This is a genomic window from Nonomuraea sp. LPB2021202275-12-8 (genome assembly GCF_037044575.1).
GTDB lineage: Bacteria > Actinomycetota > Actinomycetes > Streptosporangiales > Streptosporangiaceae > Nonomuraea.
The window spans coordinates 86,131-107,759 of the sequence record NZ_JBAHWD010000027.1 but is presented as its reverse complement, the minus strand read 5'-3'; the positions used below and the strand labels follow the sequence as shown (position 1 = coordinate 107,759).

Below are 21,629 nucleotides of genomic sequence, written 5' to 3'. Positions count from 1 at the left end.
ACAGGGCCTCTCGGGTTCAGTTGATCCAGCCGCGGCGGGCTGCTGCGGCTCCGGCGGCGAAGCGGGTCTCCACGCCCAGCGCATCGCGAATGGCGGTCCAATGTCTGCGCATGGTGTTGACGCTGATGTCCATCCGCCGGGCGATCGCCTCGTCGGACAGTCCCTGGGTGAGCAGCTGCAGCACCTGCGACTGCGCGGGCGTGAGTGGGCCGGCGGCCTCGGCGCTCCCGAACGGGATCGCCTTCTCCCAGAGCAGTTCGAAGTACTCCCGCAGCGCCCCGACGATGACAGGCGAGCGCACGAGCAGCGCCCCGCCCATCCCCGTAGGTGTCAGCGGAAGGAGCGCGACCGCTTCGTCCGCGAGCTTCATCTTCATCCCGACGCGAGGCAGCAGCCGAGCCTGCTCGCCGGCCGCCACCGCGGCCTCGATCGTCTTCGCGCCGATCGGATGCTCTGCGCAGCGGATCTCGTAAATAGCACGGCACTGCACCTGGCCTTCGAAGACTGGTAGCGGCGCGTACCCGGTGGAGTCCGCGATGGGCGCTTCCAGGACGTAGTTGTCCAGCGTGAGCCAGTCATGCCGTGCGGCGTTGATGAGTGCGTAGGACAGGGAGCTGATCTCGTCCCGGTCGGTGACGATCTGCACGAGCCGGTCCATCGCGGAGTTCGAGGAGGCGGTGGTCGGCGTCTGGTGGAACTCGCTCAGCCGCTTGTGTCCGGACAGCAGCCGTTCCTGATCGCCGACGAGACGGCGTGAGAGATCTGTCAGGACGCCCTGGAGCGCGAGTTCCGGAGGCGCGGGCACGAGACGTGGTGGTACCAGCGGTCCGTCCGGCCGTAGATGTGCCATTCCGCGGGCGGTCAATTCCGCTACCTGCTCACTACCCCCGAGCAGGGACGCGGCGTCGTCCTCGGGGCAACCGTCTTCCGCGAGCAGCTTGGCGTACGACGCGAAGATCTCATCCGGTACAACGCCCTGCAGCAGGCGCTGCGCGTTGATCTGATTCTGTCCGTCCACCGTCACCCCCAGTCAGAGGGTAGTGGTGCAAGCACCCACTGTGATGCTCTCTCTTTGGCCGTGTCGGGCGTGAGTGGTTCCGCGCGATGGTGGGTTTTCACCACTCAGCGCCGCGGCCTCAGAGGCCCACTGCCAGAGGCGTTCTCGCGATCCTGGACACCGCAGCCCCGGTCAGTAGCCGCCGTGCAGAGTTTCGCGTACTCGGTTCCGGCGCTGCGCGCGGTCTGATCAGTGCGAACGCCCCAGAGGGACAAGGGAGGCAGCATGCGACGGCATCTTGTCGGCACAGTGACCAAGAATCTGACCGGACCGTCGTTGGTGGCACATGGTCTGGTCGGACTCTTGGTGACGTTCGGCCTGTTGAGCTGGCGCAGTCGTTCGGTGACCCCACCCGCCGGGTCGCCGTCGCCACGTGCCCAGGCGACGGACGCCGCGCGGGCGGTTCCCGATCTCGTAACGCCCGTTCGGGGTACGGACGCGACACAGGGCACCAACACGACCCCTGCGACGCACTCAAAGGCGGCTGGGCAATGCGCACCATCACCGCAGGCCAGGCCCACGGCTGTTCTCGACGTCGCGACAGCTGACCGGCGCGGCACGATCCACCTCATCGGCCAGTGCGCCATTGAGGGGCCCAACCGCACGGCGGGTGGTTGGGGAACCGACACGTGGGCCCTGCTCGGCCTGCTCGCCGAGCACCGCTCTTCTCTGCTGAGCAAGGCACTCGCCGGTGACAAGCTCTGGCCCGAAGCCGGCGCCCAAGGTGACCGGTTCGCCGGCCTCCTCAAGGCGACCCGCGCCAAGATGTGCGACGCCCTGGGGATGCCCGGTAACTACGGACGAGTCGTCATCCAGTTCAAGGGCGGCACCGGATACCGGATCAATCCCGACCTCTACGGCTGCGACGTCTGGCAGATCCGCGACCTGCTCGCCGCAGCGGCCGTAGCCACAGGCCCGGAGAAGACCGCCGCGCTGACCACTGCCGTCAACCTCTATACCGGCACCTACCTCCCCGGGGTTCCGCATCCCTGGGCGTGGGAGACGGCAGACTCCTTGAACCGCGGCATCGTCCAAGCCCTCGCCCAACTCGCCGATCTGGAAAATCAGCCCGAACTGGAGATCGGCTATCTCGAACGGGCCACAGAACTCGACGGCGTCGCCGAGCACCTGTACCGCAGGCGGATGGAGGTCTACGCCCGTCTCGGCAGACCCCAAGCCTTGCATTACTGCTACGACGAACTACGCGAACAATTGCGTGCCCGAGGCAGAAAGCCTTCCTCAAAAACGGAGCAGCTCTATCGCGTAATCGCCGACTCCGCATGAGGGGGCGAACGGTTTCTCAGCGACTTGACGAGAGCCTATGAGTCGATGCCCGATATACCGTGCGCGCGTGATCGCGCGACGAAGGCAGCAGAATTCAAGGGGGAGCACGTGATCGTTAACCGCTTATTATGGCATGCGGCTCTACAGGCCGACGGAAACTCATCCGTACTCCATTGGCGAAGGTCGTTCCCACGACAAGGCCGAGGTACGTGACTTCGTCGGCTCTGGCATCCCCACCGTCGACATCCGCAGGCGGAGCCTCGCAGCCGTCGCGTTCGTCGTGACGTTCGACTGTGGGGGTAGCCCTCAGCGCGGCTACCTCGTGTGAGCCGAGCTCTGCCTGCCCCGAGCCGCGTAGGCGCCAAGAAGGGTGGGACCAACCGGCTGCTATCCGGCTGGTCCCACCCCTCAGAGTACGGGCCTGCCCGCTGCGATGAAGACCCGCTGCCTCGGCCGCGACGCCCTCGTTGCGCGAACTTTGCGCGCCGACGTTCGGCCCGCCGACCGGTGCGCCAATCGCCCTACCGATCGGCCTGCCGCCTTGATCGGTACCCCTGGCCGGTGAGTCCGCGCAGGTAGATGGGCCATCAGCGCTACCGGTGGGCCGCCCGACTCGCATTACCAGACAAGAACTTGGCAAGGAGCGAGCCTCCGGCCGAATCTGCCGGCCCCTGCTCTATTTACCTCATTCTCTATTTCTCCTTCATAATTCAGATCTCTCGTCTTCAGAAGCTTCTGGTCGACCGTATGACGCCTGCGCCGCACTTCCGTAGTGGAAAGACATTCGTTCAGGTGTTGAAGAACGGCACGCGCGCCCCCGAAAGGCTTTCACGCTGAGGCGGCCTCTCGGCGTCACCAAGATTTCATTACCCGGCTTGGCGATCAGAGATCCATTTATTTTTGCGTGCATCACCGAATCGGCTTGCTTCGCATTCGGAATCGAGAAATGGTCGTCATGCATCGAGGAAATCGGTGCCGCGAAATTTGGGCCGCGCCCCAAACAAAGGAGAACGAAAATGACGACGAACATGATTGCCGAGACCGTCGGTTTCCGTCCCGAAGGCACGGCGGCCAAGGTGTGGGAGGCCCTGACCGCCAACCCGGCCGCGCCCATCACGACGATCGCCGAGGCGGCCGGTGTCTCCCGCCCGACCGCCACCAAGGCCCTTACGGCGTTCGCCGAGGCGGGTCACGCCGTCCGCGCCCCGGGCGGCCGCAACGACCAGGGACGCGCCCTCCCTGACACGTGGGCCCCTGTCACCCCTGACGCTCAGGACCAGGCCGACGCCCCCGCGACGCCCGACACCACTACCGAGGCTCAGGTGACGCCCGACGTGTCCACCGAGGCCCCGGCCGACCCCGACATGGCCACCCAGGACACCCCGGCCATCCCGGCGGACACCTCCACCACGACGCCCGCCATGTCCCTCCAGGACGCGATGCGCATCCTGGAGCAGGAATCCGACCGCCGTGCGATCGCCGAGGCCGAGCTGGCCCGAGCCCAGGCCGAGGAGGAGGCCCGCCGTCAGCAGGCTGCCCAGACCCTGGCCAAGGCCCGCACGATTGAAGACACGCGCCGCGCCCTGACCGACCTCCTCAGCGCCGTCACCACGACCTACGCGGCCCTCTTGACCGACGACGAAGCAGCACTCGCCACCGGCCTGGAGGCCATCTACACCGGCACCGCAGACGTCCGTAAGGCCGCCCGCCTCACTCAGGCCAAGGCCACCGGCACCACCACCGTATGGGGCTCCTCGCGCGGCGACCGCAACGCCCCCCGCCCCCTGCGCCCGGACGTCCTGACCCACCTGATCAAGCACCCCGACCTCGCCTTCACCGCCAACGAGATCGCCAAGGTCCTCAACCGTTCCTCCGGAGCGGTCGCCAACGCCCTGGACACCCTCGCGAGCAACGGCGAGGCCGAGCTCGCCAGCGAGCGCCCCAACCGCTTCCGCATGGCAAGGCCCCAGGACTGACACCCCACCTCAACGGGCCCGGCCGCTCGGCCGGGCTCCTGCCATGAAGAAGAGGAGAAACAATGTCCGACGAGATGTTCGCCCTTCTGGGGTGGGCATGGGATGTAGACCTGGCCACCCGCCTGGCCCGACGCCACCCCGTACGCCCGGCTGCTATCCGGACGTTGACCGGCGTCAAGGACCTCATCCGCATCGACCCTGACCACGCCGCAACCGTCGACCTAACCAGACCCCTCCTGGTCGTGCCCCTTCCGTGCGCGCAGCCACCCGGCAACCGCCTGGTGATCGACGGCTGGCACCGTATCCACCGGGCCCTGGACCTCGGTCTGGAGGAACTTCCGGCAATCCTGCTGGACCCGGCCGACGAACGCACCTGCCGCCTACACGGCGGCGGCATCTGACAAGATTCCCTAGTGGGGGCCGGTCGGCTCTGGCTGACCCGCCCTCACTGGTGAACAAGACCGTTGCTACACGTCAGAGGCCGCCCGGTACCTCGGTTCGCGTATATCGTCACTCTCTTGCCGCCTGCCTGCGTAACCGCATCCTTATCAGGGGCAGAGCGAAAGCGCCGCTTCTACAAGGGGTTGGGAGCGGCGCCCTCGGAATCCACTTCGAGCAACACGTCCTTCAGTCGAGCAAGATCTTATAGAAGAAGACCGCAGGCTGATCCATCAAAAGCCATAGAGATAGCGCCGATTATCAAACGCTTCTCTACCTCCCTCAAGTAGTTCCTCTACTATTTCCCGAACTCCTTGATCGTCGATTGCTCCACACCCGCCGGGATTTACACTGCCAGTGATTCGACCTTCGACATCCCCTGCCATGAGCGTGACAATCTGGTCGGCATCACCCAGCACGGGAATATTAGCATTATGTGTAGCAAAGATAAGTTGGCGCTTAATTTTGCATGCCCGAATCTTTGGAACGATTTCGTCGTAGATAAACCTGTTATCGAGATCATCCTCTGGTTGGTCGATGATGAGCGGCGTGCTGCTCTCTTGCAAAAGAATCAACAAGAGAGCGGTCGCTTTCTGTCCAGTCGATAGGCGATCAAGTGCGCGCCAATTTTCGACCCTTTTCGTGCCCAAATTCAACTCTAGTTCAGTAGTTACAGGGAGATCCATCTCCTCTATGAGCATGAAAAACTCTTCGCCAGCACTTGCAAGAAGCTCGGCTTGCATCCGAGTGACTGAGTATGCACTCAATATCTCTTCTGCCCCATTGCGGCATGTATCGGCGAGATCTCGAACTGACAGAATAGCGGCAGACTCGATAGCAGCCCGAATCTGGTCCTTCCTGCCGCTCAGGTGGCTATCGACTAGCTTTATTAGAGGGCTTCGGTCCCTGCCTTCGGTGACTTCAACACGTACTGTGCCAGCTAGTCTCCGACCGATTTTCCTTGCTGCCGCCTTGAGATCGGCCAAACGGTCTCGTTGTAGCTCTTCAACCTTTACGAGCAGCTGAATACGCTCGCCTTGAAAACGCTCCAGACTTGTTGCTAGCTCTAGATAGCGCGGGCGGAGATCTTCAAGATTGCTCACGTCGCGAGTAAGCCTGAGATATTCGTTTCCGTCTATCCCTGCAGGCTGCAGTGCGCGCAATGCGTCATTGAGTTCCGACCGGATAGCAAGGCTTGCCCGACTCCACTCCCTTTTGATATTTTCGAGCCCTTCTTTCGCTTTCTCCTGAGAGGAAATTACGGCAGCGATTGACGTGCTCATGGAACTATTGAGGTCGACAAGAATCGACTTAGCCTTCTGGAGAAGAACCGCATTTGGCAGCTCTGCGTTTCTTTCGATCTCTAGATAAGTGCTTTCAATCGTTAGCGCTTCCGGCCAGTCACTTGAACTGCGCGCTATCTCGCTTATAGACTTGATAGCGCGGTCGAGGAGGGACTCTTCTTGCTGGATCTTCTCCTGGTTTGAGAGTCGTTCTGCAATGCCAGCTTTTTCGAAGTTCTCGAGGCGCTCCTGCAACATCGGCAATCGCCCGAGCTTTTCATCAATGGACTTAAGTTCGCGCTGAAGGTTCAGTATATAACTACGCGAGTCTTGGAGCTTTGAGCTGAGCTCGCTAAACTGTTCTAGATGCGCGCTGGCTTGAGGCATATAACGGGCAATCATGCTCGTGAGCTGCTTCTTATCGCGCGCAAGATCGGCAAGCTCTCGCTGACCGTACGCTTCAATGTTACCGATCAAATCGAACGGAGTGACTTGTAGTTCCGTACCATCCATGGTGCGTACGATGGGAGCCTCGGGAACGCTTCTCTCTACAACATAGTACGTTGGAGTCGGCTTCGGGCAACTAATGAGTAGTTTTACTTGAGTGCCGCTTCCCAAAACATTGACGTCATTTACCATTGAGCGATGCTCTTCTATGGCCTTCGGGGTAAGCGGCTCGACATTGAGGGCATATCGAATACTTTCGATTACTGTGGACTTCCCAGAACCGCGACCGCCAATTAGAGTATTTAGTGATTCATTGAGGCGAAGCCGCACCCCGTCAAGGAAGCCGCCGGTCCACTCGATGCCGATGATTACTGAGTGGTCTGTGACTGCCAGCGACCCCTGCTCGATGCGAGTCGCGGGAGTACGGAATGCTAGGTCGAGCCCTGTTGATGTTAGGCTCGACATTTTTATCCAAGTCGTCGAACCTGTTTTTTCTACATCGCCGGGACTATTGATGTCAGCTGCGTTTATGAGAGCAATTGGAGTGGCCCTCTTATAGTCGGAGTTCTTTCCTTTGAGGATATCTCCGTACGCTTGAGAAAGCTTTCCTCCCGAAAGCCCCGCAGCATGTAGGCGAGGATTGGTCCAAGCTTGGATGCGAGCTTGCCCTTTCAGTTGGTCGAGCAACCCGGCGCCGGTTGTTACGTGAGGTGCAATGATCACAGCATTCCAGCGCTCGGCACAAACGAGAAGCTCTTCAATATCGAGCAGGCCCGGAGCCGAGTTTTGACAGTCAGCTGCGATGCCACACTCGCCGATGCACCTGTTGATTTGCTCTGCTGTCGTGTTCGGGTCGAACAAGACGAGCAAGTGCACGCCTTCTTTACTAGTGGCTTCAAATCCAGGAAAAACAACTATCCCAGCTGACCTCGCCTGTCGCCGAAGTTGTTCGCCACTATCAACGCGCCAGTGGTCAGTAATGGCTATCACGTCAACCTTGTTGGCTTTGAAAGAAGCAATCAGCGCAACGTTATAGCTTTCTTCATCTGGAAATTCCGGATGAAGTTTATTATGAATAGTGAGATAGGTGAACGGGTTGACTTGCAAGGCGCAGCGGTGCCAACATGCCCCCTCACTTAGAACGGTCCAAGTCTCGATCATTGGCGAATCCTCCCGAGAGCCACCTGGTAACTTCTGCATCTTAGATGGCGAAGTCACCTTGCGAGGCAGAATGCACAGGTGTCGCATATGTATCGCAAGGCTTTTTTGCCCCTTTGGTCACGGTTGGGCTGGACGAACGAGTGGTGCAAGGCCCAAAATGGGTGATCTAGCGTGGACACGTCCTGGAATGTGGCTGATTCGGGTTGCGCTCCTTCTAGCCACGGGGCCTTCGTCTGGACCGCTGCTCGCGCCTGACCCGGAACACTGCGTCCCTGAGCTCATCCTGCGAGTGATACGTGTGTCCTACGAGTTGATCTTGTATAAGTCTCTGCCCGGCCCACCAGAGTGGTGCGGCTCGACACGCGAGGTATTTGGCCTCATTTGGAGACGCGCCAATGATGGCTGCTTAGATGCCCGGACGGGCGTAGCCGATGATGTCCCGGCGGGTGGTGTACCGGCTTACGCGGACCCGTAGGCCGGTAGCGGGAGCCTCGATCATCCGGTCTGCGTCGAGGACGAGACCGACGTGTCCGGGATGGTCGGGGCCTCCACCGGAGCCTTGGAAGAACACGAGGTCTCCTGGGGCCTGATGGCCGACTGGGATGTGAGGAAGAGCGTGCCATTGTTCGGCTGCGGTGCGTGGAAGGGCGACTCCGGCTTGGTGCCAGGCGTAGCGGGTGAGGCCGGAGCAGTCGAAGCCGACCGTGTTCGTGCCTGAGCCGATTCCCCGGGTGGGGCCGTCGAGTCCACCGCCTCCCCATGAGTAAGGGGTACCGAGTCGGCGGGATGCTGCTGCTATCGCTGTCGCGCCGTGCCCCGTTCCGGTGATCCTGATCGGTGTGCATGCAGGCTGTGCCCCGGTGGTGTCGGGCTCGGCGACGTACAGGACCTTGGTTGCGCAGAGAGTGTTCGAGGCCGAGACGCCGTTGCCCGGTAGCACGGTCGCGATGACGCCGAGGATGACGGCGACCAGGACGAATGCACCGGTCGACGTCGCGGTGACGATGGCCATCATGTGGGCTCACTGTGGGGGCGGGCCGCGATGGGGCCCCACGCGTCCCGTAGGGCCGTTAGACGGTGGCGGGGGCCCGTTGATCCGGCTGGTAGCCATACGGGCCCGGCGGGGCCGTCAGGGGACGTAGCGGGTGTGTGTACAGCGGTGGCCGTGGGGATGTCGTTGCTGGTCAGGAGCTTACGGAGGTTGGCTTCGCGGGTGGGGTTAGGGAGCCAGAACAAGACGGGGGTCGTGATGCCGGTGGCTTCGGCGAGGGCGGTGTAGCCCTCGAGTTTGGCCAGAACACGGGCGAGGGTTTCCGTGCCGGTGTCGTGTTCCAGGAAGAAGTCGATCGTGTCGGGCTGGCCGGTGGGGGTGGGTTCGGTCCAGCGGCCGTAGGCGTCCGGGCGGGCGAGGTCGCCCCAGAGGGCGGCGCAGCGGCGTTCGGGCCACCATTCGGCGACCGTTGATCCGTCGGCTCGGCGGCGGGCGGTGGCGTGGAGTTGAGCGAAGAACTCGTTGACGCCTACCTGGTGATTCAGTCGGGACGAGAGCGCGATCGCGCTGGCGGAATCGGGGCGGTAGCGGAGCTCGGCCGGGGTGATGCCGCGTTGGGCCGCAAGGTGGTGGGCCCCGGTGGTGCCGAGGATCCAGTGCCAAGGGCGGCTTCCGGTGGGTGCCCAGGGGCGGAAGCGATCGAGGGCACGCAGTTCGTGGAGGTCCAGGAGGCGGTGGCGGGCGCGGTGGACGCTGGGGAAGAAGATCGCGGTGAGTTGGTCGGTGGTGAGGACGCGGTGTTCCCAGACGGCGTCGAGGATCTCGGCGTCTCGCGGGGTGAGGCGTTCGGCGAGGTCCGCGATGAGGGGCTGAGTGACACGGGGGCGCTGGCGCCGGGAGGGGAGCTGGCGGCGGGGTGCGTTCGGTCGGGTCATCGGGTGCTCTCCTCATTTGTTCGGCGCGGGTCTGTCGGGATCCGGAGCTTGGGCTTGCTCAAAGTGGAGGTTTCTGGGCGGGAGAAGGCAGCGCGCGAGGCTGCTCGTACGGCGTCCTGACGGCCGGGGATCGGGTCGGGGAGAGGGCGCGTGCGGAGGGTGAAGGCCGGGGACTGGCCGCCTTTGGCGGTCATGACGCGTCCGGCGGCTTGGTACGCGCCGAGGTGGGACAGGTCGTGTGCGGTGAGGACGGGGCCGACGTGCCGGGCGAGGTCGTGGGCGTCTTCCGGAGAGGCGGTGAAGTAGATCTTGTTGCGGGCGTCGGCGGAGACGGCTTCGCGGAGGTCCTTGGGGAGCTGGGACAGGTGTTGGTGGGCGATGGTGAGGGAGAAGTGGTAGGCGCGGGCCTCGGCCAGGAGGTCGCTGACGGCGATGGGCATGTTGAGAAAGTTCTGGGCCTCGTCGATGTAGGCGGCGGCGTCTCGGCGTTCGTGTTCCGGGAGGCGGACACGTGGGGTGATGGCCTGCCAGGTGTGAGCGAGGAGGACAGAGCCGAAGAGGCGGGCGGCGTCTTCACCGAGGACACCCTTGGGGAGGCGGGCCAGGACCAGGCCGCCGGTGTCCAGGGTGTGGGCCAGGTCGAAGGTGGAGGCTCCGCCGGAGAGGGCGTCGCGGACGAACGGGCGGAGCAGGACGGCGCGGAGTTTGTTCATGACGGGGCTGATCACGGCGGAGCGGGCGGCCGGAGACAGCTCGTCGTAGGCGGACCAGAAACCTTGCAGCAGTTCGTCGTGGAGTCGGCCGACGATCCGGGCGCGGAAAGGTGTGTCGGTGAGGAGCTTGGGGATCTCCGCGAGGGTGGCGCGGTGGCCCTGGGTGCGGACGAGGGTGAGGCAGGCCGAGCGCATGAGGTCGTCCAGGCGAGGGCCCCAGGACGAGGCGAAACAGCGGTGGAAGATCGTGACGATCGAGTCAACGGCGAATGCGGGGTCGGGTCCGGCCAGGACGTTGAAGCAAGGTGGGCTGCCAGGCTCGGCCGGATCGAACAGGACCGTCCGGTCGATGGCTCGTTCCGGGAGGCGGTCGAGGATGTCGTCGATGAGGTCGCCTTTGGGGTCGATGACGAGAGCGCCTCGGCCGGCGCGGGCGTCGGAAAGGATGAGGTTGGCCAGGAAGGTGGACTTGCCGACGCCGGTCTGGCCGAGAACGTGCAGGTGCTGGCGGGCGGAGGCCACGGTGACGCCGACAGGACGCGGGTGGCCGGTTTCGGCGTCGCCCAGGATTCGGACGTCCGGGCCATGCGCCGGGACGTCGGGAGAGGGCGGGATGGGGCGTGCCCCGGCGCGGGTGATGCCGGGGGCCGCCTGGTCGTAGGGCAGATGGGCGATCGCGGCGAGCTCATTGACGGCCAGGAGGTAACCGGTGTTCATGCGGCGGTTGGACATGCGGCCGGGGAGGTCGAAGCCGCGTAGGCGACGCAGGTACTGGTGGCCGGAGGCGTAGAGCGCGAACGTGGCGGCGATCTCGTGGGCTCGTCCACGTAGGCGACCTCGGGCGTCGGCGCGGTCGCTGGTGATGGCGTAGGAGATCTGGACGGCGAAACGGGACTGGCCCGCCTTGGCGAGGATGGCGCGGATCTCCTCGGCGCGTTCGGGGAACATCCTGGCCAGCTCGCCCGGCCTGGCAAGGCTCATGCCGCCGGGTGTGATCAGGTCGAACAGCTCGGAACGGAAACTGCCGGACGTGCCGTTACGCAACGCTGAGGCGGCTCGGTAAGCGGCTGACAGCCGCCGCCCGGTCACCGGTCGGACCAGCACCTGGACGGCGGCATGTTCGCCGGGGCGCAACCCCGACAGCGCGCCGAGGAGCGCACGCAGTGGGTCGCCGCTGTGCGTCGTCGAGAGCGGGTAGTGGTCCGGGCGGGCCAGAGTCATCCGGCCTCGGGACGTCCTGGCCCCGCGCGGTGTGGGCGGTTCGGCCGGACGGGTGGTCACGGTCGCGCCGGGCCAGGCTGAACGGATCGCCTTCTCGACCAGCCCCGGAGGGACAAGGCCCGGTACCCAGACCTGAACGCGGACGCTGGAGGTGTCGGCCACGTACTCCCAAGACAGGTGGGGTTGGCCGAACAAGGCGCGTTTCCAACGTGGTGCGGTCAGCCCCATGGCCTGGGACCACCAGGCGGCTGCACTGCCGGGCTCGACCTGTGGCGGGATCGCGATCTCGATCAGTCGAGCGTTCCGCGCGAAGCGGGCGTTACGCCACCGCCACAAGGCGGCTCGGGCGGCGGCGAAGGCGACGACGCCTCCGAGCACGGCTCCACCGAGGACCGGCTCGGGAAGGGGCGGGATCACGGCTGGTCGGCCGGGTCAGTGGTCGCGAGGGTGTGCTCGGACGTGCTGGCGACGGCGGAGAAGGCCGCACGGTCTCCGGTGCCGGCGCAGACCAGGCCTTCGCCCTGGCCGGCCGACAGCAGAAAGAGGCGTTCGCCTTCGGTGAGGTTGAAGGCATCGGCGATCTCGTCGATAGCCTGCGGGGCCTGACGCAGGAGGATCTGGGTGCTGGCGTTGGCGACGACGGCTTTGCCGAGGTCGGAGCTGAGGAGGTCGGCGGCGTCTTGGGTCACGACGGCGAGACCGGCCCAGTGCTTACGGGCGGACTTGGCGAGCCGGTAGAGGAACCTTGCGCCCTCGTTCTCGCGCATGAGCGTCCACGCCTCGTCGACCACGACCAGGCGGCGGCGCCGATCGGCCGGGTTGGACACGCGACGCCAGATCGCGTCGAGCGCCAGGAGCATCCCGACCGGGCGGGTCTCCTCGGGCAGGTCCCGCAGGGAGAACACGATCAGGTGGCCGTCCGGGCGGGTGGTGGTCGGGCCGGAGAACAGGCTGCGATAGGAACCGGACACGTACGGGACGAGCCGCGCGGCCAGCTGGGACGCCTCGGGCGCGTCGGTGGCCTCCAGCATTGTCGCCAGGTCGGCGAGCAGCGGTGCGGGGCGCTTCCAGGTGCGCTGGTCGGAGGTGATGCCGTGGGCCGCGTAAGTGGCGATCACGGCCTTGTCCAGCACGGCCTTTGTCGTGGCGCTGAGCGGTTCGCCGAGCATGGTCGCGATGAGGGTCTGGAGGAACATCGCGCGCCGGTCGAGCGCGTCACCTTCGGCTGCGTCAGGTAGATCGAAGGGGTTGAAGCACACGCCGGGCGCGCCGAGGCCGAGGATGGTTCCTCCGACGGCGCCCGACAGGCGGCGGTACTCATCTTCGGGGTCGACGACGCACACCTCGACCTGATGGAACAGCAGCCGCAGCACCTCAAGCTTGGTGAAATACGACTTGCCCGCCCCCGATCGGGCGATCGTCACGGAGTTGTAGTTGTCGTGAGCGAATCGGTCCCACAGCACGACGCCAGAGGAGTAGACGTTCAGCCCGTACAAGACTGGCGTCTCACCGAGCCGGGGCCGCAGGTCAGGCGAAGCGAACGGGAACGCCGCCGCGAGCGCCGAAGTATCGAAGGTCCGGCGCGTCTTCAGCGTGTCGGCACCGAACGGGAGCGTGGCTGTCCAACCCTGCATGGCACGGAAGGTCGTCGGGTGCGCGTCGAGTAGTAGCGAGGCTGCCAGCGTCTTGACGTACTGGACCTCGGCGTCCAGCTCTTCGGAGTCCGCGGCGTGGACGGTGAGATAGAGGCCGACGCGGAAGAGACGACCGTGGCCTCGGGCAAGGGAGGCGGCCAGCTCCGCGGCGTCGTTGGCCGCCGCCTCGGTTCCGAAGTCCGGTGCCCGGCCGTTCCCGGAGGCTGACTCCAGGCGGGCGAGCTGGCGGCGCAGACGCTGAGCGGCGATCAGCGGAGGCACGGGCTCGATGTGCAGGGACACGTCGAGGTGCCCGGGGTAGCCGATCAGCGGTTCGAGCCAGCCGGCACCGACCTCACGCGGGTATCCGGAGATGGTGAACGATGCGCAGACTCCGTCGGGGAACTCGACCGAGCGAGCATTGATCTTCAACGATGAAGGGCCGGGCAAGGCGGCGGCGGTCTTGGCGAGTTCCGCGGTGTCGTCGGAGAGTCGAGTGAACTTCATCAGACGTCCTCTCCAAGAGAGATCGGCTCATCGGGGCGGGCGCTTCCGACCGGTTCCGCGCGGCGCGGTGACAGCGACCGCACCAGCAGCTCGCGAGCGTCGTCGGTGCCCATGACGGAGGCATGGATGCCAAGGGCGTGCAGGGAGCGGACGGTCTCCTCTGCGCGGCGGGTCACGATCGACGCCGAGCTGTTCCGGCGCGCCGCGCGCCGAGTCCCGCGCCTCCATGCCGACGGCTGCTCGATGTCCTGGTGGCGGACCACGACGAGGACATCGCGGGTCAGCAGATCCCGGGTGGCGCTGAGTTCGGTGAGGAAGTCGGCGTGCTGGTGGGCCGCCTGTTCGAGCGCTGGATCGGCCAGGTGCCCGGCGGTGTCGGTGATCCGGTCGGCGAGGTCGGACAGGTCGACCGGGCGGGCCTGCAAGAGGATCTGCACGGGGGCGTCCAGGGAGTTTAGCCACCCGGCGAACACCCCTACCAGCGCCGCTTGTTCCTCGCCGGTCCGCAGTCCGAACGCCACGGTGCCGGCTCGGACGACTGCGGCGGTTCCGCCTTCGGCCAGCTCCATGACGCCGTCCTCGCGGATCGCCCGAACCGGGAGGCGCAACCTCCCGGGCAGGCGGCCTCGTACTCGACACCAGGCCGGCGGCTCGGGTACTCCTTCCTCAGCGGTGACGAGCTTGCGATCCCGGCGCAGCCAGGCGAGGGCATGAAGGGCGAGCCGGTCGAGACCGAGACCGTCTCGTTTGCCGAGCGCCAGGGCGCACCCGCAGGCGATCATCGGTAGAACGATCGCGGCGAGCACTGGGATGGGCAGCCGGTCACCGGCCATGAGGTAAACCCAGGTGGACAGCAGCCCGGTCCCCGCCAGGATCGCGACTTGCCGGATGGTCAGGTTCGCCAGGATCTTGTCCGGCATCTCCACGTCGGTCGGGATCGTGGCGACCGGCCGCTCGTTATTTGCGTGTCGCACGGCGTTCTGCCTTTCTGTGGGTACGAGGCACGTCGAGCTGCACGGTGACCTGCGGCTTGCCGCGCTTCGCGCGGCGTGACGCGGGCGATTGCGGCAGGCGTGTGGCGTTCGGCTGCTGGTTGGGGCGGACGGTCGGCCGGTCATGACGGCCCGGCTGCGGGCGGCGATGGGCGATGGGGTCCAGCCGTTCCCTGACGGTCCTGTCCGGCCCGTCAGGACGTGCTAGGCGGCCATGATGGGCACGTCCCGCAGGCGCGTTTCCGTTGCCACCGCAACCCTTGGTGGGCGTTCCGGATGGAGGACGAGGGCGGCGCGGTCCACCTGGGCGCGGACCTGGCCCACCAGGACCACCGCCGGGAGGGCCACCGCTGGGAGGACCGCCTCCAGGAGGACCGCCGGGCCCGTTGCCTCCACCGCCGTTGGGCGGAGTCGGCGGTTTGGGACGTCGTGCAGTGCGGGCCGCACCGGCGCGTTTGCCGAGCAGCATGCCCAGCCCGCGATAGACGATCAGGGACTGCACCAGGCGTGAGAGCGTCCGAGGCTTGTTCGCCTGCCAGATCGTCTGTGCGACCCATCCGGGAATCTTGAGCAGTACGAACAGCAGGCACACGGCCATGAGCAGGTCGGCCAGATCTGCCGAGGCCGGGATCCAGAACGTGGCGGCGTTCTCGGCCGGGTTATCGGAGAACAGCAGTTTCAGTGCGGTGACGAGCACGAGTGACTGGCATATCTGGATCGCCAGCAGCCCGATGAACGACCGCCACCACAGCCGGGCCAGCCCGTCGGTCATCGGCAGCGCGTGGAAGATCAACGCCAGGGGTGCTGCTGCGATCACGACCATGGTGAGCGCGAGCCGGACGAGGTAGGTGAACACGACCCCGACTGCCAGGATCACCGCGACGAGCGACACAAGCGCGAAGAACACGCCGTGGGTGGCGATCCCCGCCAAGATCGTCACCTTGACGGCCTCGAACACTGACTCTGGATCGATCTGGCTGGCCCCGTCGGCCAGGAACGCCTGGCTCAGCCCGTTCACCAGAGTGATCGCGTACCCGATCGCGACCAGGCTCAAGTTCGCGGCCAGCAACGCCCACACCAGCCGTGGCAGTAGTTCCCGCGCCGAGCTCTCCCCCGGGAGCGCCTGCCCGACCATGAGCATCACGCCCGCGGCTGTCACCAGCAACACGAAGCAGGTGTTCGCGATCGTCCGCGATACCTCCCACAACTGCTTGGCCCGCGCCATCACCGGGGAGTCCAGCTCCGGTGTCGCCAGCACGGTCGACCCGAGCATCTCGAACACCGGCTTGGACGCCGTCTCCACCAGATGCGTGAACCACTCGTTGACCGCCTGACGGGCCTCGCAGGCCACGTTGATGAACCCGCACTCCTGCTCCACGGCCGAAGGCGGCGGCGCCGGGCTAGGAGCTTGGGAAGGCGTTGCGCTCGGCGTCGGCGTCGGAGATGCGGCGAGTGCGTATCCGCTGAACAGCACCGAGGCGAGCGCGGCGGCGAGCGCCAGGAGGACGAGCAGCCCGACCGCCCTTCGGCGCGTGCCGGACACGTCAAGCCCCCACGATCCGCTGCAAGATCTCCACCAGGACCGGCGCGAGCACCGCCACCCCGTACCCGAGCGCCCCGTACCGCAGCGTCTTCTTGGCGGCCTCGACCTCTCCGGGGTCTCCGCCGGCCAGGATGTAGCGGACGCCCCCGATGGTGAAGAAGAGCGTGGCCAGCCCGACGAGCAGCCCGATCACCACGTTCCGCAGGTTGGTGATGACCTGGTCGAGCGAGGGTGAGACCAGCCCGGTCATCGCCTCGGCGACCCCCGGCACGGTCAACGCGGCCGCCAGGCAACCGCCTGTCCAGACCAACGAAGCGGCACCACGCCGGGTCCAGCTCACCCCCGCTGGAACCCGAATAACGAGCAACGGACAAGGCCGAGACGGCTTCATGACATGTCCCCCAAGGACGAGAGGTTCTGAACTGGCCGTCAGCCGTGATCACCGGCCCGGAACGGTCCGGGACGGGTGTCCTCCTTCGAAGGACGAGGGAAGATGGACTCGATGGGAACGGGCGATCGCCCCCGGAACTCCACCCCGAGCCGTGACCACGGCTGACATGGATGAACCACCGCCTCAGCCCCCGAAGCTGGAGCCCGGCCCGTCATAACTGACCGAGACTTGACCCTCCTCGATCGCCCGCGCCAACCGCGCCTCCGCCGCCCGCCGACGCTTGTACAGCCGATCCGCCGGAACCCCCAAGCGCGCCGCGTACGCCCGCAGCGCCTGGCCCTCAAGGCGCGTTGCGTTGATCAGCTTCGCCTCATCCGAAGTGATGACACGGCACCGGACGGCCTCGGCGAGCACCAGAAACGGCTCCCCGGTCATGGCCATCTGCTCAGGCAAGTCGCCACACAGCTCGACGGAGGCGAGCTCACGCGCTCGAACCTGGAGCGCGCCCTTCCTCGCCCACATCAACAGCCGAGGCAGGATGTTAGGCCGGTCGAGATCGATCCGGCCGAGCTGGGCGACAAAGTTCGTCACCATCTCCGAGACAATGTCGTCGACCACATGCACCGGGCAGCCCTGCGAGGTCCGCGAGGCCAGGTTCTTCAGCCCTGGCATCGCCATCCCCACACACCCGATCACCCACGCCCGACCATCGCACCGCGAACGCCGCACGAGGTGCGCCCAGACGGCGTCCTTCAACTCGTCGCTAGCCTGCGGCCCGAGCAGCAGCGCCTTCAGCTCGCCGAGATCGATCAGACGGCTGGGCACTCCATGACCGATGGAGCGGCCGTCCACCGAAAGCGGACTCGGACCGGTGACCAGGAGCCGGAACGCCCTGTCTGCCACGCTCAGAGCGTTGTCGTTGAACCTCTTCGAGGTTGTGCTGTCCTGCAGTTCGAGGGCCATGGAGTCTCCCGTGGATCGCGCCGGATTGGTCGATCCAGGTCTCGACCACCGGATGGGGAGAACTCGGGGCACCAAGGGGAGAAGTGCAGACATCATGAAACTGCCGCAGCCACTCCATCAACCGTCTGACCAGGAGCGAAGGACAGATTCCAAGGGCACACGCAAAGATCACACCAAGCACACCGGTCTGTGACTGACCTGCCTGGATGCGCCCCACCGAGTGAGTCGTCCAAGGTTTTGCCAACCCGTTGTCGTTGCGCATCAGCGACGGAGAGTCAGGGGGCCTCCGTCCGGTTACAACCCAAGCCGCAAGCGTGACTGCCCAGTGTCCGGCGTGTGGAATGGCTCGCTATTCGCAGTGTGGTGGCGGCCCGTCACTGTTGTCGTCGCCCGCTGGGAGGTCGCGGCTCCGCTTCGGTGGCGGATCGTCGGCTGCGGCGCCGTAGCGCTCAAGAGCCTCAAGCACCCTGCTCGGTTGGGTCATATCAGTGCTGCGTTCCAGGTAGATGAGCTGGCGTTGCGTCAGCGTGCGTACCGCCAAGCGACCCGCGTCCTTGATCACCAGAACGGAACCGACTAGAACCACCGCCTGCTCAGTACCGTCGAGCGCCTGAATGAGAGTCGCCGCAGCCTGCGCCTGCACGCCGTCATTCTGCGCCTGGACGCCGTGCAACGCCCGCAGTTCGGCGGCCCTGCGCAGCTCTTCGGCGATTTCCTTAGCGTCCGCGGACATCGCCAGGTTCTTGGCCTTCAGGCGGAATCGGCGGAACCACGAGCCCTGCAGCGGCTCGGAATGCGCCGTCACCTCCCACCCGAACGCCTCGCCGAGCTGCCGCAGCGCCGCTTCCACCGCCGGTGCGCTGTTCGCGTCATCCAGATAGGCGAAGCCGATCTGTGTACCCCGGGGATGGAGCGACTCGCGCAGAGCCGCCAGGACGTTCTCATCAGGCCCCGTCGGCATCGCGTCGAGGGCCGGATCTGGCTCCTCGGCCACTGGCCTGACGTCGGCGAGCGCCTGCATGATCAACGCCCGAGAGAACGCATCCTTCAGTGGCCCGACCGACGGTCGGTAGCCGAAGAAGGCGAGGAAAGCCCGCTCGTACACGTCGACGGACTGGTCTCCAGACTGATCTTGAACTTCCATGGCGCCCATCGACTGGTGCAGTGGCGCGGGCTCCGGAAGGTGGGGACTCGGTTCCAGCGCCGCTAGGGCATGTTCTACGTTGGGCGAGGCTGGCAGCCCGATCTGGCGGGCTACGTAATGCGCGTGGGAGACCTCCGCACCCCCGGCCAAGGACACGCCTCCGCCCGCAGTTCGCGCGTCGAGCCAGGTACGCAGGATGAATCGCCAGCCGCCCGGTGTGATGCGCTTGGCTCCCGACAGATCGAACACCAGCCAGCGTTTGCTCTGCTGCAGGTTCGCGCCCAGCGACCGTGCGGTCTCCTTGGCCGCGCGGTCGTCGACGACTCCTTGCAGCACAATCACGATGACCCGATAGCTGGCCATGATGCTCTCCTTTGCGGGCGACCCGAATCGAGCATACGCATGACATGTCAGGGGCGTTTACCATCACCGGGGCCGGGCGAGGTTTGCGGATTACCCACTACGAATCTGGGCTCACGCCACGGTCTTCGATCATGAGAAATACGCTCTGCCGCCAGCGCAGGGGTCGCTACATCAGCGCCAGAATGTTGTTACCGGACACACGTATTCCTGCGGTGGCCGACGACGCGGTGGTCGGACATGGCCAGACTCGAAGGATGAGCTCGGCTGGCAACCAGTACGCCTTCGTGATCCAGACGAGGGACAAGCGCGACAGGGCCTGGTCATGGGTCACCAACTACGGACCCGCCGACGACATGATGGCGGCAGGACGTGGGGTGGAGGATGACGCCTCAGGAAGCCCGCGCAGCTTCGGCCGTGCGACCTTTGACGCCTACTTGGATCGCATGGTCGCCTCCGCTTCAGGGGCTGTGGATTATTACCTGCTCGACGACGAAGACGACACCGAATGGCGTATCCAGGTATGGGACGTGCCCGCTACTGAATACAGCCAGTACAGCACCGTTCCCCCGCCTGGTGACCGCGTCCGTCTTGGGTACGCGCGAGCCATGGCCATCGAGAATATCGAACCCCACTCGGTAAGCACATGGCCTGGCAGCGTGGTGCGCAGGCGGCTCCACGACAAAAAGTGGGCCGCGCAGAAGGATGAGGGACCGCGCCCGGAGAGAGGCTTTGGGGGACGCAGCGGTTCCAATCAGCGCCGATCAGCTGGTGTTTCAGTGCATGGGAACGAGTGACCGTCACGGGTCACCGTAGATGAGCAAGAACGAAGGACCACGGTCGAAGGGTTCGCGGGCTGCTGAGAGGCGGTTGGTGCCGCTCTCGGTGTGGCTGTGTTCCGACACCGCGCCCGGAAGGGCCGAGGATCGTCCGCCCGCTACCAACGCGGTATGCGGGCGGCACCGTCACAGCGTTGGGCGGGAGTTGGCGCGGCATTTGATCGGTTCCTGCACCCGTCCAGGTGGGATCGTCGCGGACGTCTTCACGACGAGTGAGACGGTGCTTGTCGCGGCGGCTGAGATGGGGCGGATGGGGATCGGGTGTGTTCCGCGTTTGCCGGTTGCCCAGCATCTCGTCGGCCGATTGCGGCGGGATCTCGCGGCCGATCAGCGGGCGGCGGTGAGGCTGCGCCCGTACGGGCCGCATGAGCTCCTGGAAGCATTGCTCGGCGTCGAAGGCCGAGTTGAGCTGTTGATCGCGGCTCTTCCCCCGTACCCGGAGTTCGGCCGGCCTACCGGTTCGGCGGGGGTCTACTGCCCCGTGTGCCGGGCGGAGCAGCCGACGCTCGGGGCATCGCAGCTGGGCCGGTTCCTGGAGGACGCGCGGCATGTTCTCGCGCCGGGTGGTCACTTGGCGGTGATCACGACAGCCCGGTACGAGCGGGGCAGGCTGGTGGATCTCGCGCCGGGGATCATCCGGCACGCGGCGCGGGCCGGGCTTACCTACCTTCAGCACGTCATCGCGCTGCGTGTCCCGGTCGAGGGTGACGCCCTCATGATTCAGCCTGGGCCGGCGGAGCTGGCGCAGCTTCGCCGTGCTCAGTCTGCGGAGCTGCCGCCGGTGGTGTCTGTGCACGCGGACGTCTGCCTGTTCACACGCGCCGCCGGAGGCGCCCGATGAACGACAACGTTCTGTCGTCGGTGCTGGTCACCGGCCAGATGCAGTCGCGAGTGCAGCGGCGCGGCCGGTATGTCGCGGAGTCGATGCGGCATCCGGGCAAGATGCTCCCGTCCATCGCCGCCCAAGTCATCTCCGCGTTCACCGAGCCAGGCGAGCTGGTAGTGGATCCGATGTGCGGGATCGGAACCACCCTGGTGGAGGCGATGCATCTGGGACGGGAAGCGGCGGGGATGGAGTACGAGGCGGACTTCGCCGGCTTCACCGCCGCCAACATCCAGCATGCCCGCTCGCAAGGGGCGACGGGGAATGCTCGGGTGACCTGCGGGGACGCGCGGAACATCGCGACCGTGTTCACGGGCCTGCGGGGCAAGGCCGCGCTGGTGCTGACCTCCCCGCCCTATGGGGCGCACACACATGGGCACGTCCGCTCCGGTAGCCGAGACGGTGGCGGACCGGTCGAGAAATGGAACCACCGTTACTCCACCGACAAGGGCAACCTCGCCCACCGACGGCTACCCGAGCTGATGGAAGGCTTCGGACGGATCCTGTCCGAGTGCGGCGAACTGCTGCGGCCGGGCGGCGTTGTCGCGATCACAGTTCGGCCTATCCGCGTCGACGGGCAACTCATCGACCTCCCCGGTCAGGTCATGGCGACGGCCGAGGAGGCCGGCCTGGTGCTCACCCACCGCCTGGTGGCGTTGCTGTGCGGGCTGCGCGATGGCGGGCTGGTGAACCGGGCGTCATTCTTCCAGATGCTGGACGCCTGGCGGAGCCAGGATAAAGGGCTTGCGGTGTGCGCCGCAGCCCACGAGGACCTACTCATCCTGCGGAAGCGGGGTGGCGAGGGGTGAGGGTCTTGCTCTCCGGCAACCGCTGACGCAGGAGCACACCGGGGAGGAAATTCTCCAG

Annotated in this window: 18 protein-coding genes; 6 read left to right on the top strand and 12 right to left on the bottom strand. The window is 65.7% G+C overall.

From position 1 onward, the window contains the following. Positions 1-16 precede the first annotated feature (16 nt). Entirely contained in the window at positions 17-1,018 is a 1,002-nt protein-coding gene (locus V5E28_RS35615; protein WP_336213607.1) for a helix-turn-helix transcriptional regulator, read from the bottom strand. Positions 1,019-1,282: 264 nt separating this feature from the next. Between V5E28_RS35615 and V5E28_RS35610 the strand changes: the two genes are divergently transcribed. Beyond that, the gene (locus V5E28_RS35610) at positions 1,283-2,341 is read left to right on the top strand and encodes a BTAD domain-containing putative transcriptional regulator (RefSeq protein WP_336213606.1); all 1,059 of its coding nucleotides are present in this window, start codon (positions 1,283-1,285) and stop codon (positions 2,339-2,341) included. A gap of 703 nt (positions 2,342-3,044) precedes the next feature. Here the strand turns inward: V5E28_RS35610 and V5E28_RS35605 are convergent. After that, the gene (locus V5E28_RS35605; RefSeq protein WP_336213604.1) at positions 3,045-3,371 is read right to left on the bottom strand and encodes a hypothetical protein; all 327 of its coding nucleotides are present in this window, start codon (positions 3,369-3,371) and stop codon (positions 3,045-3,047) included. On the opposite strand from V5E28_RS35605, the gene V5E28_RS35600 reads away from it, so the two are divergent. Both V5E28_RS35600 and V5E28_RS35595 read left to right on the top strand, forming a co-directional pair. Continuing rightward, complete coding sequence (locus tag V5E28_RS35600; RefSeq protein ID WP_336213603.1) at positions 3,358-4,317, top strand: hypothetical protein; 960 nt, start codon at positions 3,358-3,360, stop codon at positions 4,315-4,317. The two genes, V5E28_RS35605 and V5E28_RS35600, sit on opposite strands and share 14 nt — an antisense overlap. 62 nt (positions 4,318-4,379) lie before the next feature. After that, positions 4,380-4,718 carry a hypothetical protein gene (locus V5E28_RS35595; RefSeq protein WP_336213602.1) on the top strand — a complete coding sequence of 113 codons (339 nt, stop codon included), beginning with the start codon at positions 4,380-4,382 and terminating at the stop codon, positions 4,716-4,718. A 270-nt stretch (positions 4,719-4,988) separates the two neighbouring features. On the opposite strand, the gene V5E28_RS35590 is transcribed toward V5E28_RS35595, so the two are convergent. From V5E28_RS35590 to V5E28_RS35545, 10 genes are all read right to left on the bottom strand, one after another. After that, positions 4,989-7,646 carry a TrlF family AAA-like ATPase gene (locus tag V5E28_RS35590; protein WP_336213601.1) on the bottom strand — a complete coding sequence of 886 codons (2,658 nt, stop codon included), beginning with the start codon at positions 7,644-7,646 and terminating at the stop codon, positions 4,989-4,991. Positions 7,647-8,052: 406 nt separating this feature from the next. After that, positions 8,053-8,661: a C40 family peptidase gene (locus tag V5E28_RS35585; RefSeq protein WP_336213599.1), complete on the bottom strand. Its 609-nt coding sequence runs from the start codon at positions 8,659-8,661 to the stop codon at positions 8,053-8,055. After that, complete coding sequence (locus V5E28_RS35580) at positions 8,658-9,572, bottom strand: replication-relaxation family protein (RefSeq protein ID WP_336213598.1); 915 nt, start codon at positions 9,570-9,572, stop codon at positions 8,658-8,660. The genes V5E28_RS35585 and V5E28_RS35580 overlap by 4 nt, the downstream gene beginning before the upstream one ends. Continuing rightward, complete coding sequence (locus tag V5E28_RS35575) at positions 9,569-11,923, bottom strand: helicase HerA domain-containing protein (protein ID WP_336213597.1); 2,355 nt, start codon at positions 11,921-11,923, stop codon at positions 9,569-9,571. Before V5E28_RS35575 ends, V5E28_RS35580 begins: the two co-directional genes overlap by 4 nt. Further along, on the bottom strand, positions 11,920-13,647 hold the full coding sequence (locus V5E28_RS35570) for a VirB4 family type IV secretion system protein (protein ID WP_336213596.1): 1,728 nt from the start codon (positions 13,645-13,647) through the stop codon (positions 11,920-11,922). The genes V5E28_RS35575 and V5E28_RS35570 overlap by 4 nt, the downstream gene beginning before the upstream one ends. After that, positions 13,647-14,621, bottom strand: a complete 975-nt coding sequence (locus V5E28_RS35565) for a PrgI family mobile element protein (protein WP_336213595.1) — start codon at positions 14,619-14,621, stop codon at positions 13,647-13,649. The genes V5E28_RS35570 and V5E28_RS35565 overlap by 1 nt, the downstream gene beginning before the upstream one ends. Beyond that, positions 14,605-16,182: a hypothetical protein gene (locus tag V5E28_RS35560; RefSeq protein WP_336213594.1), complete on the bottom strand. Its 1,578-nt coding sequence runs from the start codon at positions 16,180-16,182 to the stop codon at positions 14,605-14,607. Before V5E28_RS35560 ends, V5E28_RS35565 begins: the two co-directional genes overlap by 17 nt. A 1-nt stretch (position 16,183) precedes the next feature. After that, positions 16,184-16,492, bottom strand: a complete 309-nt coding sequence (locus V5E28_RS35555) for a pilin (protein ID WP_336213593.1) — start codon at positions 16,490-16,492, stop codon at positions 16,184-16,186. Positions 16,493-16,756: 264 nt separating this feature from the next. Beyond that, positions 16,757-17,536 (bottom strand): hypothetical protein, encoded by a 780-nt coding sequence (locus tag V5E28_RS35550; protein ID WP_336213592.1) that lies wholly within the window; start codon positions 17,534-17,536, stop codon positions 16,757-16,759. 349 nt (positions 17,537-17,885) lie between these two features. Further along, positions 17,886-19,043 carry a hypothetical protein gene (locus V5E28_RS35545; protein WP_336213591.1) on the bottom strand — a complete coding sequence of 386 codons (1,158 nt, stop codon included), beginning with the start codon at positions 19,041-19,043 and terminating at the stop codon, positions 17,886-17,888. A gap of 212 nt (positions 19,044-19,255) precedes the next feature. On the opposite strand from V5E28_RS35545, the gene V5E28_RS35540 reads away from it, so the two are divergent. The 3 genes from V5E28_RS35540 to V5E28_RS35530 are packed head-to-tail and all read left to right on the top strand — an operon-like array spanning position 19,256 to position 21,571. Continuing rightward, a complete protein-coding gene (locus tag V5E28_RS35540) occupies positions 19,256-19,837 on the top strand; it encodes a hypothetical protein (protein ID WP_336213590.1) in 582 nt (193 codons plus the stop codon). A gap of 19 nt (positions 19,838-19,856) precedes the next feature. Further along, positions 19,857-20,720, top strand: coding sequence for a DNA methyltransferase (locus V5E28_RS35535; protein ID WP_336213589.1), 864 nt, complete (start codon positions 19,857-19,859; stop codon positions 20,718-20,720). Then, positions 20,717-21,571, top strand: a complete 855-nt coding sequence (locus tag V5E28_RS35530; protein WP_336213588.1) for a TRM11 family SAM-dependent methyltransferase — start codon at positions 20,717-20,719, stop codon at positions 21,569-21,571. Before V5E28_RS35535 ends, V5E28_RS35530 begins: the two co-directional genes overlap by 4 nt. The last annotated feature ends 58 nt before the right edge of the window (positions 21,572-21,629 follow it).